Source organism: Streptomyces caatingaensis, from assembly GCF_001187435.1.
Lineage (GTDB): Bacteria > Actinomycetota > Actinomycetes > Streptomycetales > Streptomycetaceae > Streptomyces > Streptomyces caatingaensis.
Genome location: NZ_LFXA01000018.1, coordinates 651,171 through 664,082, shown reverse-complemented (window position 1 = coordinate 664,082; position 12,912 = coordinate 651,171). Strand labels below are relative to the sequence as shown.

Here is a 12,912-nt window from a genome sequence, read left to right as displayed (position 1 = left end):
CAAGCGGCGTCAGCCCGCGCCGCGCGCCCGCACGGCGTCCCGCGCCACCGCCGTCAGCCACGCCTCCGCGTCGGCGATGAGCAGGAGGTCGGCGGTGGAGGTGCGTTCGGCGACGCGGAGGGGGCCGGAGGCGTGCGCGGGGTTGGGGTCGGCGAGGGGGCCGGGCGCCCGGGGACGGTCGAGGGCCCTGGCGGAGCGGACGCACTCGCCGGCCACCCGCTCGGCGAGCGCGGTCAGTTCGGCGGCCGCGTCCGGCGGGGGCGGGTCGTGGGCGTCGGCCCGGTGGCGGCCGAGGAGGAGGGTGCCGCCGGTGACGACGGCGTACCCGGCGAGCATGTACGCGCCCCAGGGCGGGTCGGTGGAGCGGTGCCGCCGCGCGGCGCCTCGCCGCTGTACTCCAGGTGCGTCGCCTGGGCGAGGAGCATGGCGCGGCGGGCGGGGAGCAGCACGTCCGCCGCACCGTCGTGGCCGGTGTGGCACAGCCGTCCGGCGACGGCCCGGCAGCCGGCGGCGGAGCGGACGAGGAACTCGCCGATGTCGTCGCGGAGTTGCCCGTACGCGCCGCGCGGCCAGGCGAGCAGCGCGGCGGCGGCGCCGATGAGGCCGCCGACGACGACGTTGACGAAGCGGAGGGCGGGCAGGTCCCAGCCGGGGTAGGCGACCTGTCCGAAGAGGACCATGAAGGTGAGGGTCATGACCGCCTGCGTCCACATCGGCCCGGCGACGGGCGCGAAGCCGAAGCCGAGCAGGAAGACGACGGGCGTCAGCAGGGCGTAGACGAGCGGGCGTTGGCCGACGGCCTCCAGCAGGCCGACGGAGACCAGGGCGCCGAGGGCGGTGCCGGCGAAGGCGGGCAGCAGGGCGGCGCGGGTGTCGGCGGCGGAGGTGCGCATCAGGCTGAGGGTGGCGAGCAGCACCCAGAAGCCGTGCGGCAGGCTCAGCGCGCCCGCGACCAGGCGGGCGCAGGCGAGGGCGACGGCGATGCGCAGGGCGTTGCGCAGGAGGACGGAGCGCGGGGTGAGGTGGACGGACAGCCGGCGCCACCACCAGACGGCGGAGGGGACGGTGGCGTAGGCGAACGGGCCGGCGGTGCGGCGCCACCGGGCGTCGAGGCGGTCGCCGAGGGCGATGCGGGCGGCCTGCCGGGCGACGAGGACGCCCTCGGCGACGGCGCGGACGGCGGCGTCCTGGCGCAGCCGCTCGGGGGCGGGTGCCCCGGTGAGGCGCCGCGCGCGGTCGGTGTCGAACGCGACGAGGGCGTCGGCGAGTTCGTCGTCGGCGCGGGTGAGGGCCGGGGAGCCGGAGCGGAGGGCCTCGGCGGTGTGCCGGAGGCCGGCGGCGGAGACGCGGAGGAGGCGGGCGGCGTCCGCGTCGGGTTCGTGGGCGTCGACGGCGACGCCGTCGAGCCGGGTGCGGACGTGGCCGACGGCGGCGCGGGTGTGGTTGAGGCCGCGGTCGCGCAGGGAGACGGAGGCGGGGCGGGAGTCGGGCGGGACGCGGGAGAGGAGGGTGGCCTCCAGGGCGTGGTCGGTGGCCAGTCCGGCCTCGCGGACGGCGGCCGGGGCGTCGTCGCCCGGGCCGCCCGCGCCGCCCTCGCCGTCGAGGAGGCGCGCGGTGGCGGCGCAGTACTCCGCCGTCGCGGCCGTCGCGTCGGCGAGGAAGGTGCGGTAGGGGACGGGGGGCGGGTCGCGCCACAGCAGGAGGTCCGCGGTGCCGGTCAGCAGGAAGCCGAGGGTGAGGCCGGCCAGCCGGTCGCCGAGCTGGCCGGGGACGTAGGGCGGGAAGCAGGGCAGCACGTAGTAGAGCTGGAGCGCGGCGGCCACGGCGGCGGGGCGGGGGCCGCCGGCGCCCAGGAAGGAGACGGCGAAGCCGACGGCGAACAGGCCGAGGGCGGCGGTCCAGTCGTGGGCGGCGAGGAGGGTGCCGGCGGTGACGGCGAGGAGGCCGGCGGGGAGGGTGAGGAGCAGGACGCGGACCCGCGAGCGCGGCGGGCCGGGAAGCGTGCAGAACAGGACGAGCGGCAGGGCGCCGAAGACGGCGAACATCGCCATGGTCTGCCGGTGCAGGGCGTAGTTCAGGACGGAGAAGCCGGGGCATCCGGCCAGGACCACCCACACGGCACGGCGCGCGGCCTGCGGCCCGCCGGGCTGCCGCAGCAGCCACGCGACGGGCCGGATCACGGGGTGCCGGCGGGGCGGTGACGGCTCACACCGTCACCCTGAACGCTCCCGTTCACCCCCGCAACCCGGGCGGCCGGCCGGTTCGGCCGGCCGGGCCGGGGCCGGGGCGCGGCGGCGTTCGCGCGGGATCGTTTCCTCAGCGGGCTCCGAAGACCTGGGTCCAGCGGGGGCCGCCCGGGGCCTGGTTGACGCCGACGCCGATCTCCTCGAAGGAGCAGTTGAGGATGTTGGCGCGGTGGCCGGAGCTGTGCATCCAGCTGTCCATGACGGCGGCGGGGGTCCGCTGTCCGTAGGCGATGTTCTCGCCGTACGTCGTCCACCGGTAGCCGGCGGCCGTGATGCGGTCGCCGGGGCCCTTGCCGTCGGGGTTGGTGTGGTCGAAGAAGCCGCGGGCCGCCATGTCGTCGGAGTGCCCCCGGGCGGCGCGCGCGAGCTGCGCGTTGGTGGTGAGGGGTGAGCAACCGGCCTTGGCGCGCTCGGCGTTGACGAGGTCGGCGACCTGCTGCTCCAGCGAGCCGCCGGCCCCGTCGGGGCGGGGGGCGGTCCGCACGGTGGGGCGGGCGGTCGGTCGGGCGGGCGAGGGGGTGGGGCCGGCCGTGGCGGGGGCGGGGCGCGAACGCTCCGCCCTGACGGTGTCCTGCGCGGCCGGGGTGCGGGTCCTCTCCCCCTTGTCCCCGTCCTTGTCCTTGCCCTTCTCCTTCCCCTTCCCCTTGTCCTCCCCGCCCGGGGAGGCGGAGGGGGTGCTGCCCGGCGAGGCGGAGAGGGTCGCCGTGCGGTCGCCCAGCGGCATCACCCGGCCCGCCTCGCTCGCCGCCCGGGTGCTCGGCTCGGTCACCGCGCGGTCGTCGCCGAAGAGGTCCGATCCGCCGATCACGGCCGCGCCGGCCACGACGGCGAGGACGGCGGCGCCGGCCGCCACCCGCTTGCCCTTCGCGGGCCGGCGGCGCGCCCCCCGGCGGCCGCCGGTGCGGACGGGCGCGGGCGCGGGCCGCGCGGTGGCGGCCGCGGACTCCGTGCGCAGCACCGCCCCGCGGCCCCACCAGCCGAGGAGCGCGCCGGTGACGGGGACGAGGCCGAGGCCGACGAGGAGGCCCTCGGCGGGGACGAGCTGTGACCACGCGCCGCCGCAGGCCGCGCAGGTCCGCGCGTGGCGGGCGACGCGCTTGCGCCACAGGGCGGAGGGGACGCCGTCCCAGGGGGCGACGAGGGCGGTGAGTTCGGGGCAGCGCGGGGAGGCGGCGAGGGCGCGGACGACCCCGCGGGCGGTGTCGAGCCGCTCCTTGATGCGCTGGACGCGGACGGCGGTGTGCTGCGGGGTGAGGCCGAGCGCGGTGGCGACCTCGGCGCGGGTCAGCTCGCCGGCGGCCTCCAGCCACCACAGCGAGAGGACCTCGCGCTCCCCGTCGTCGAGCCAGCGGGTCGCCTCGGCGACCTCGCGGCGCTGGCCCTCCAGGCCGAGCCGGACGATGGTCACGGCGACGAAGTCGGAAGCGGGGTCGGGCACTTCGGCCGGCCGGGCGCCGTCCGGGGTCTCGGGGAGCCGCTCGCGCCAGTGCGCGCGTATCTGGTTGGTGGTGATGGCGACCAGCCAGGAGCGGAAGCCCGCGGGGTCGCGGAGGCCGTCCAGGCCGTTGACGACGCGGAGCATCGTCTCCTGGACGACGTCGTCCACGTCCGCGTGCCCGCCCAGGGCCCGGCCGACGATGTTGTAGACGAGCGGCAGGCAGGCGGCGACGAGCTCGTCCTGCGCCGCCGTGTCCCCGGCCCGCGCCGCCTCGATCCGGGCGGCGTCGATCTCGGTCCTCACGCCTTGTGCACCTCTCTTCGTTCGGCTGCCGGCCTCGGTGGGCCGGCACCTAGGAGATGGAAGGGCATGGGGCCGGATAACAGAAATTCAGAAAATTTGGGGCCGGGCGGGGCGGGGGTACGCTCCGGCCCCGCCCCTCCCCCACCGGAACCGGACCGTCCGGATTGCCGGGCGGGACCGTAAGCTCGGACGCATGCCCTGGTTGAGCGCGCTCAAGGAGACCGCCCGCGCCGGGCTGACCGTCGAGCGGGCCAGGCTCGAACCCCTCGTCACCCTCCGCGCCGCCGCCGGCGTCGCCCTCGTCGTGGCGCTGCTCCTCGCCTTCGGCTCGCCCGCCCTCGCCGTGTCGTCCGCCTTCGGCGCGTTCGCCGCGGGGCTCGCGACCTTCCAGCAGAGCTGGCGGCCGCGGCCGGTGCTGGCCCTGGGGGTGGCCGCCGGACTGGGCGTCAGCACCTTCCTCGGCTACCTCGCCGCCTACAGCCACGTCCTGTTCGTCCTGCTGCTGGCCGTGTGGACGCTGCTGTCCGGCATGGCGTGGGCGGTCGGCCCGGTCTCCGGGCTGGTGGCCACGCAGACCGTGGCGGTCATGCTGGTCACGGTCACCCTGCCGACCTCCGTCGCGGGCGCGGCCGAGCACGCCGCCCTGATCTCCGTCGGCGGCGTCGTCCAGGCGCTGCTCATCGTCCTGTTCCCCATCAGACCCTGGGGCCGGCAGCGGGACGCGCTCGCCGACGCGCTGGCCGCCGAGGCCGACTACGCGCGCCGGCTGCGCCACGACCCGGTGGCCCGCTTCGACCCGCAGCCGCTGATGGAGGCCCGCAGCGCGGCCGAGCTCACGCCGCGCCAGGCCCGCAACCGCCCGCGCGAACTGGGCGGTCCGCGCGGGCTCGCCGAGCGGCTGCGGCCCGTGCTGGCGGCGCTGGCCGACCCCGTGGTCGGGGCGCCCCCCGAGGGGCCCGAGCGCGACCGGGTCCGCGACCTGCTGGGCGCGGCGGCGGCCGTGCTGGACGCCGTCGCGCGGGCCGTCCGCTGGGGCCGCCCGGTGCGGCTGCCGCCCGAGGCGCTGGCCGTCCTCCAGGTGCCCGAGGAGGGCCCGATGCTCACCGGGGCGGCGCGCCGCTCCGCGTACCGGCTGATCGCGCTGCTGGGCGACGTGGTCGAGGAGGGCGACGAACCGCCGGGCACCGCCCGCCGTTCCGGCGAGCGCCGGCCCCTGCTGCGGCCCACCGTCCCCCGGCTGATCCCGGTCGCCCTGCGGGCGGTCCGCCGCGAGGCCACCTGGTCGTCGCCCGTGGCCCGGCACGCCGTACGGGTCGCGGCGGTCGCGTCCGTGGGCTACGTGCTGGGCGCCGCGCTGCCGCTCGGCCACGGCTACTGGGCACCCATGGCCTCGGTGATGATCATGCGGCCGGACTTCGCGCGGACCTTCTCGCGCGGGGTGGCCCGGTTCGCCGGCACGGTCGTCGGGGTGCTCCTGGCCGCGGCCCTCGCGACGCTGCTGCACCCGGGGGTGTACGTGTCGGCGGCGCTCGCGGTGGCCTGCGTCGGGCTGCTGTACCTGCTCATGGGCACCGGCTACGTCGTGGCCTCGGCGTGCATCGGCGCGTACGTCGTCTTCCTGCTCGGCATGGTCGGCGAGGGCTGGTCGCAGACCGTGCAGGCCCGGGTGGCGCTCACGCTGCTGGGCGGGCTGCTGGCGATGGCCGCCTACGCGCTGTTCCCGGTGTGGGAGACCCGGCGGCTGCGCGACCGGCTCGCCGACTGGCTGGCCGCCAACGGCGCGTACTGCCTGGCCGTCCTCGACGCGTACGCGCGTCCCGGCGGGCACCGCGCGCGCCGGGTGCGCGACGCCCTGCTCGACTCCCGGGCGGCACGCACCGGGTGGGAGGAGACGGCGGAACGCGCCCTCAAGGAGCCCGTGCGGCACCGGGGCCTCTCCCGTACCGCGGAGCGCGCGGCGGACGCGGCGCTGGCCACCATGGGCCGGGTGACGATGCTCATGGAGGCGCACATTCCGGAGCGTGACGCCCCACCCTCCCCCTACGCCGGGGAGTTCGCCGGGGCGCTGCGCGCCGCCCTGCCCGCCGCGGTGGCCGCGGTGCGGGAGCGGCGGGCCCTGGACTGGGCGGGCCCGCGCGCCGTGCTGACCGCCTGGTGCGCGGCCGAGGGCGACCGGGGCGTCGCGATACGCGGCGCGGAGCTGCTGGTGGACGCGCTCGACGAGCTGGCGGCGGCGCTGTCGCCGGGGCCGGGCGGACGCAACCGTGCGGCGCGGCGGGCGTGAGGCCCCCGCGGGCCGGGCGGCTCCGGGATGCCGTCCCGGTCCGTCTCAGGCCACGAAGAGCCGGTCCAGATGGCGGTCGAGAAGCTCCAGCGCCTCCTCCGGCGTGATCACCTCCAGCAGCGCGGAGCTGGTCAGCCCGTCCGTGAGCGCGATGAGCAGCATCGCCTCGGTGTCGGGGTCGAGCCCGGGCACCGTCTCGCCGCTCTCGGCGGCCTGCCGGAACTGGCCGGCGAGGAAGCCGCGCAGCGCGGGCTGCCCCTCCTGCGCGTGGCGGCGCAGCCGCTCGTCGCCCAGGGCGCGGATGAAGTAGGCGATCCCGACGAGGAGTCCGGTGCGGCTCTCGTCGTCCAGCGGCAGCATCCCGGCCGCGCACTCGCGCAGGACGGTGCGCGGGGCGGGGTCCTCGGTGATCGCGGCGATGCGGCGGCGGATGCGCTCCTCGCCCAGGCCGCTGATGTGCTCCAGGGCGAAGACGATCAGCTCGTCCTTGGTGGCGAAGTAGTGCTGGAGCTGCCCGAGCGAGACGCCGGCCTCGGCGGCCACGTCCCGCATGCTCGCGCCCTCCAGCCCCCTGGTGCTGGCGATGCGCCACAGCGCCTCGGCGATGCGGCGGCGTCTCTCCTCGTGGTCGACGCGCTTGGGCATGGGGCGTCCACCTCTCCGTTTTCCAAGTCGAGCGTATTGCCATACCCTACCGAGCACAGGAACCAATACGATCGACTTGGAAAGATCGGGGGCACCACGCGATGACCGGTACCCGGATACGACTGCGGCCGCCGCGCCACCGCGTCGATCCCCGCGCCCGCCGCTGGTGGGCCCTCCAGGCGCTGCTCACCGTCTCCGGCCCGCTGCTGCTCACGGCCGCCGCCCTGCTGGTCCTCTCCGCGCTGTTCTTCCCCGGCGCCCTGCCCTGGCTCGGCCCCCTGGTGGCGGCCGTGCTGGTCGCGCCCGCGCTCTTCTACCAACTGGCCATGCCCGCCTGGCGCTTCCGCGTCCACGCCTGGGAGGTCGGCGCATCGGCCGTCTACACCGCGAGCGGCTGGTTCTTCCAGCGGCGCCGCATCGCGCCGCTGTCGCGGGTGCAGACGGTGGACACCGGGATCGGCCCGCTCCAGCGGCGCTACGGGCTCGCCACCGTCACCGTCACCACCGCCTCCACGGCCGGCGCCGTGAAGATCGCCGGACTGGCGGAGGAGGACGCCCGGGCCATGGCCGAGCGCGTCGCCGAGGCCGTGCGCGCCGTACGGGAGGACGCCGCGTGAACGCCCCCCGGCACGCGGGCGGCTGGCGCCGCCTCGACCCGCGCACCCCGCTCGCCCACTGCGCCTGGCTCGGCGCCCCGCTCGGCTCGCTCGCGCTCACCGCGCTGGCCACCGGCGGGCGCCTCGGCACCCGCGCCTGGATCACCCTCGCGGTCATCGGCGCCGTCTTCGCCGCCATCACCGGTGCGGGGGCGCTGAGTTGGCGCCTCACCCGGTACCGCGTCACGGCCGACGCCGTCGAGGTGCGCTCCGGCCTGCTCACCCGGCGGGTCCGCGCCGTCCCCCTGCACCGGATCCGCAACGTCGACCTCACCGCCAGCCCCGTCCAGCGCCTCCTCGGCCTGGTCGTCCTGCGGGCCGGCACCGGCGGGCACAGCGGCGAGCTGAAGCTCGAGGCCCTCGGCCGGGCGGGCGCCGAGCGCCTCCGCGGCGAACTCCTCGCCCGCGCCGGGTCCGTGGACGCCACCGAGCCCGTCCTCTCCACCGCCGACCCGCGCCGGCTGCGCTACGCGCCGCTCACCTTCTGGGTGTTCGGCGGCGTCCTCGCCGCCGGCGGGGCGGTGTGGCGGGTGCTGGACGGCATCGGCGTCCAGCCCTGGCGGATCGGCGTCGTGCGGCGGGCCTTCGACGCGTTCGGACGGAGCGCCCTCTGGCTCACCGTCCCCGCCGGACTGCTGGCCGTCACGGCCCTCGGCGTCGTGGGCGCGGTCGCCCTCTACGCCGAGAACTGGTGGGGCTACCGCCTGGAGTGGACGGACGACGCGACCCTCCGCGTCCGCCACGGCCTGTTCACCACCCGCTCCGTGTCGATCGAACGATCCCGGCTGCGCGGCGTCGTCCTGCGCGAGCCGCTGCTGCTGCGCTCCGGCGGCGGCGCGGCGGTACGGGCCGTCGCGAGCGGCCTCGGCGACCGCGAGGAGAACCGCAAGCGCAGCACGCTCCTGCCCCCGGCCCCGCGCTCCGAGGCGGTACGCGTCTGCGCCGGCGTCCTGGGCGAGCCCGTCGGGACGGACGGGCTCCTGCCCCACCCCCGCGTGGCGCGCCGCCGCCGCTTCGTCCGCCTCCTGACGTGGGCGGTCGCCCCGGTGGCGGTGGCCCTGGGGGTGCTGGGGGCGCTGCTGGCCCCCGTCCTCCTGTGGTGCGCCGCGGCCTGGCTCCTCCTCGCCGTCCCCCTCGCCCGCCTCCTCGCCGGGGCCGCGTACCGCGCCCTCGGCCACGCGGTGCGCGGCCGCTGGCTGCTCGTCCGCTCGGGCGCCCTGAGCGGCGAAACGGTCGTCCTCGACCGGGCGTCCGTACTGGCCTGGACGTTCACGGACACCCCGTTCTCCCGGCGCGCCGGCGTCGTCACCGCCACCCCCGCCGTCGCGGGCGGCGAGGACGCCTACCCCATACGGGACATGGCGGCCGATTCCGCCGTCGCCTTCGCCGACGCGGCGACCCCCGGCTGGCTGCGGGAGTTCACGGAACCGGTGCCGTCCGGCGGTTGAGCGCGGTGGGGGCGGCGGCGCCCCCACCCGCCGGCCGCCTAGCGGTGGCTCGGGAAGCCCAGGTCCACGCCGCCGTCGGCCGGGTCCGGCCAGCGTGTCGTGACGACCTTGCCGCGCGTGTAGAAGCGGACGCCGTCGTTGCCGTAGACGTGGTGGTCGCCGAAGAGGGAGTCCTTCCAGCCGCCGAAGGAGTGGTGGGCGACGGGCACGGGGATGGGCACGTTCACGCCCACCATGCCCGCCTGCACCTCCAGTTGGAAGCGGCGGGCCGCGCCGCCGTCGCGTGTGAAGACGGCCGCGCCGTTGCCCCAGGGCGAGGCGTTGATGAGCGCGACGCCCTCCTCGTAGGTCTCCGCGCGGAGCACGCACAGCACCGGGCCGAAGATCTCGTCGCGGTAGGCGTCCGCGGTCACCGGCACCTTGTCGAGCAGGGACAGCCCGATCCAGTGGCCGTTCTCGTAGCCCTCGACCGTGAACCCCGTCCCGTCGAGCACGACGTCGGCCCCCTGCGCCGCGGCCCCCGCCACGTAGGAGGCGACCCGGTCGCGGTGCTCGGCGGTGATCAGCGGGCCCATCTCGGACGCCGCGTCGTCGCCGGGCCCGATCCTGACCTTCTCCGCCCGGTCCCGGATCCGCGCGACGAGGTCGTCGCCGATGCCGCCGACGGCGACGACCGCCGACACGGCCATGCAGCGCTCGCCCGCCGACCCGTACGCCGCCGACACCGCCGCGTCGGCCGCCGCGTCGAGGTCCGCGTCGGGCAGGACGAGCATGTGGTTCTTGGCGCCGCCGAGCGCCTGGACGCGCTTGCCGTGCGCGGAGGCGGTCCCGTGCACGTACCGGGCGACGGGCGTCGAGCCCACGAAGGAGACGGCCGCGACGTCCGGATGCTCCAGCAGCCGGTCCACGGCCGCCTTGTCGCCGTGGACGACGTTGAGGACCCCGTCCGGGAGCCCCGCCTCCGCGGCCAGCTCCGCGAGCAGCACCGAGGCGGACGGATCCTTCTCGCTCGGCTTCAGCACAAACGTGTTGCCGCACGCGACGGCCAGCGGGAACATCCACAGCGGCACCATCGCCGGGAAGTTGAACGGCGTGATGCCCGCCACGACGCCCAGCGGCTGCCGGATCGCGGCCACGTCCACCCGGTGGGAGACCTGGGTGGACAGCTCGCCCTTGAGCTTCTCCGGGATGCCGCAGGCGAGTTCGACGATCTCCAGGCCGCGCGCGACCTCCCCGAGGGCGTCGGCGCGCACCTTGCCGTGCTCGGCGGTGATCAGCCGGGCGATCTCCTCGCGGTGCGCGTCCAGCAGCGCGCGGTAGGCGAAGAGGACGCCCGTACGCGTGGCGAGCGAGGACGTGCCCCAGGAGGCGAAGGCGTCCTTGGCGGCTGCCACGGCCGCGTCCACCTCGGCCGGCGAGGCCAGGGCGACGCGGGTGGTGACCTCGCCGGTCGCGGGGTCGGTGACGGGCGCGTGGGCGCCGGAGGCACCCTCGGCGGTACGGCCGCCGATCCAGTGGCTGACGGTCTTGGTCATCGGCTCAGCACCTCTCGCGTCGGGAAGCGGCGGGCACATCCCACCACGCGGGGGCGGGGCGCGCCCCCGGCACACTGTCGGCCGTCGGGGCCGCCGCATGGACACTTCCCCGCCCCGCGCCCGAACCCCCCTCCCCGGCCCGCCGCCCCCGCCCGCCGTCGAACACCACGTCGCCCCCCCGTCACAACCGTCACCACTCCGTCCGCCTTCCGCGACAGCCGTCCCACAAGCCCGCGCCGCCGCCCGTCGCCCGCCGACCGTCACGTCAGGCTCACCGACCACGAACGAAGGCAGCGCCGCGGTCCCCCCGACGGAGCCCCCTCCGCCCCGCGGCGCCGCGGAGAGGTGCGAGAGATGACCGACCGCCGGCTCTGGTCCTACAAGGAGATCGCCGCACACCTCGGAGTGCAGACCGACACCGTGCGCTCGTACCGCAAGCACGGCCTGATGCCGGCTCCGGATCTCAACGAGGGCGGCAGACCGTACTGGTTCGCCGACACGATCCGGCTGTGGGTCGCCTCCCGGCCGGGCAACCGGGCCCGCCGCGGCCGGGGCGACTGACAGCGGGCGAGGACCCTGATTTACGCAGGGTCCTTGCCTATTTATGTCCGCGTTTGCCGGCGAGAACGAGAGACCTAGATCACAGCGATTCGGGGGTAACCATTCCGGGGGTGGATTGGTCTAACCAGGCAGTGCTGGATCGTCTTGGGGGACGGGCCGGCCACGCGTGGCCGGGGCACGTACCCGGGGAGCTTTGAGCGGCCCTCCCGTCCGTACGTTGTCCCGGCAGATCGCGTGCGGAGCACTGGGCGCACGGCGCACACAGGCTCCCGGACGGATCCCGTGGGGGGAATCCGTTCCGGGAACGAGAAGCGCCCCGCTCCGACCCGTGGGGGGATCGGATGCGGGGCGCTTTTCATAGATGCCGTCTACATGCGTTTGGCTGTCGCCCGCATGCGCTGTCGCGGAACCCGGGCGGGGAAACGCCACCGGATGCCGGGGACGGGAAACGCGGGGCCGCCGTGGCGGCCCCGCGCAGCGGTGATTCCCTCGCGTCAGCGGTTCTCGACGGGCACGAAGTCCCGCTCGACGACGCCGGTGTAGATCTGCCGCGGGCGCCCGATGCGGGAACCCGGCTCCTTGATCATCTCGTGCCACTGGGCGATCCAGCCGGGCAGCCGGCCGAGCGCGAAGAGCACGGTGAACATCTCGGTGGGGAAGCCCATCGCCCGGTAGATGAGACCGGTGTAGAAGTCCACGTTCGGGTAGAGGTTGCGCGAGACGAAGTAGTCGTCGGAGAGCGCGTGGTCCTCCAGCTTGAGCGCGATGTCCAGCAGCTCGTCGGACTTGCCGAGGGCCGACAGGACGTCGTGCGCCGCCGCCTTGATGATCTTCGCGCGGGGGTCGAAGCTCTTGTAGACCCGGTGCCCGAAGCCCATCAGGCGGACGCCGTCCTCCTTGTTCTTCACCTTGCGGATGAAGGCGTCGACGTCGCCGCCGGAGGCCGCGATGCTCTCCAGCATCTCCAGGACGGCCTGGTTGGCGCCGCCGTGCAGCGGGCCCCACAGGGCGTTGATGCCCGCGGAGATCGAGGCGAACAGGTTGGCCTGCGAGGAGCCCACCAGGCGCACGGTCGAGGTCGAGCAGTTCTGCTCGTGGTCCGCGTGCAGGATCAGCAGCTTGTCCAGGGCGCTGACCACCACGGGGTCCAGGTCGTAGTCCGCGGCCGGCACCGAGAAGGTCATCCGCAGGAAGTTCTCGACGTAGCCGAGGTCGTTACGCGGGTAGACCACCGGGTGACCGACGGACTTCTTGTACGCGTAGGCCGCGATCGTGGGCAGCTTGGCGAGCAGCCGGATCGTGGACAGGTCGCGCTGCTTGGCGTCGAACGGGTTGTGGCTGTCCTGGTAGAAGGTGGACAGGGCGCTGACCACCGAGGACAGCATCGCCATCGGGTGGGCGTCGCGCGGGAAGCCGTCGTAGAACCGCTTGACGTCCTCGTGCAGCAGGGTGTGGCGGGTGATCTCGTCCTGGAAGCGGGCGAGCTCGTCGGCGGTGGGCAGCTCGCCGTTGATCAGCAGGAACGCGGTCTCGAGGAAGGTGCTGCGCTCGGCGAGCTGCTCGATCGGGTAACCGCGGTACCGCAGGATGCCCTGCTCGCCGTCCAGGTAGGTGATGGCGGATTTGTAGGCGGCCGTGTTGCCGTATCCCGAGTCCAGGGTCACCAGACCGGTCTGGGCACGCAGCTTCCCGATGTCGAAGCCCTTGTCGCCGATGGTGCTGTCGACCACCGGGTAGGTGTACTCGCCGTCCCCGTAACGCACTACTACAGAGTTGTCGCTCACGTCATCCCTCAC

10 protein-coding genes are annotated in these 12,912 nt (G+C 75.7%); 4 read left to right on the top strand and 6 right to left on the bottom strand.

The genetic code is table 11. The features are described 5' to 3' along the window. Positions 1–9: 9 nt before the first annotated feature. The 3 genes from AC230_RS29670 to AC230_RS29660 all read right to left on the bottom strand — a co-directional run bounded on the left by AC230_RS29670 (position 10) and on the right by AC230_RS29660 (position 3,987). Complete coding sequence (locus AC230_RS29670; RefSeq protein ID WP_049719404.1) at positions 10–336, bottom strand: hypothetical protein; 327 nt, start codon at positions 334–336, stop codon at positions 10–12. After that, positions 234–2,180, bottom strand: a complete 1,947-nt coding sequence (locus AC230_RS29665) for an FUSC family protein (protein ID WP_049719403.1) — start codon at positions 2,178–2,180, stop codon at positions 234–236. Before AC230_RS29665 ends, AC230_RS29670 begins: the two co-directional genes overlap by 103 nt. A 136-nt stretch (positions 2,181–2,316) precedes the next feature. Next, positions 2,317–3,987: a sigma-70 family RNA polymerase sigma factor gene (locus AC230_RS29660; protein ID WP_049719402.1), complete on the bottom strand. Its 1,671-nt coding sequence runs from the start codon at positions 3,985–3,987 to the stop codon at positions 2,317–2,319. Between the two features lie 193 nt (positions 3,988–4,180). Between AC230_RS29660 and AC230_RS29655 the strand changes: the two genes are divergently transcribed. Further along, on the top strand, positions 4,181–6,271 hold the full coding sequence (locus tag AC230_RS29655; protein ID WP_049719401.1) for an FUSC family protein: 2,091 nt from the start codon (positions 4,181–4,183) through the stop codon (positions 6,269–6,271). A 45-nt stretch (positions 6,272–6,316) separates the two neighbouring features. Here AC230_RS29655 and AC230_RS29650 read toward each other — a convergent pair whose 3' ends face one another. Then, a complete protein-coding gene (locus tag AC230_RS29650; protein ID WP_049719400.1) occupies positions 6,317–6,916 on the bottom strand; it encodes a TetR/AcrR family transcriptional regulator in 600 nt (199 codons plus the stop codon). Positions 6,917–7,017: 101 nt separating this feature from the next. Between AC230_RS29650 and AC230_RS29645 the strand changes: the two genes are divergently transcribed. Both AC230_RS29645 and AC230_RS29640 read left to right on the top strand, forming a co-directional pair. Further along, positions 7,018–7,533, top strand: a complete 516-nt coding sequence (locus AC230_RS29645; protein WP_049719399.1) for a PH domain-containing protein — start codon at positions 7,018–7,020, stop codon at positions 7,531–7,533. Beyond that, positions 7,530–9,020 carry a PH domain-containing protein gene (locus tag AC230_RS29640; RefSeq protein WP_049719398.1) on the top strand — a complete coding sequence of 497 codons (1,491 nt, stop codon included), beginning with the start codon at positions 7,530–7,532 and terminating at the stop codon, positions 9,018–9,020. Before AC230_RS29645 ends, AC230_RS29640 begins: the two co-directional genes overlap by 4 nt. 38 nt (positions 9,021–9,058) lie before the next feature. On the opposite strand, the gene AC230_RS29635 is transcribed toward AC230_RS29640, so the two are convergent. Continuing rightward, the gene (locus tag AC230_RS29635) at positions 9,059–10,555 is read right to left on the bottom strand and encodes a CoA-acylating methylmalonate-semialdehyde dehydrogenase (RefSeq protein WP_049719397.1); all 1,497 of its coding nucleotides are present in this window, start codon (positions 10,553–10,555) and stop codon (positions 9,059–9,061) included. A gap of 354 nt (positions 10,556–10,909) precedes the next feature. Here AC230_RS29635 and AC230_RS29630 point away from each other — a divergent pair, with 354 nt between their 5' ends. Continuing rightward, a complete protein-coding gene (locus AC230_RS29630; RefSeq protein ID WP_049719396.1) occupies positions 10,910–11,116 on the top strand; it encodes a helix-turn-helix transcriptional regulator in 207 nt (68 codons plus the stop codon). Positions 11,117–11,610: 494 nt separating this feature from the next. Here the strand turns inward: AC230_RS29630 and AC230_RS29625 are convergent, their stop codons facing one another. After that, on the bottom strand, positions 11,611–12,900 hold the full coding sequence (locus AC230_RS29625) for a citrate synthase (RefSeq protein ID WP_049719395.1): 1,290 nt from the start codon (positions 12,898–12,900) through the stop codon (positions 11,611–11,613). Positions 12,901–12,912 lie beyond the last annotated feature (12 nt).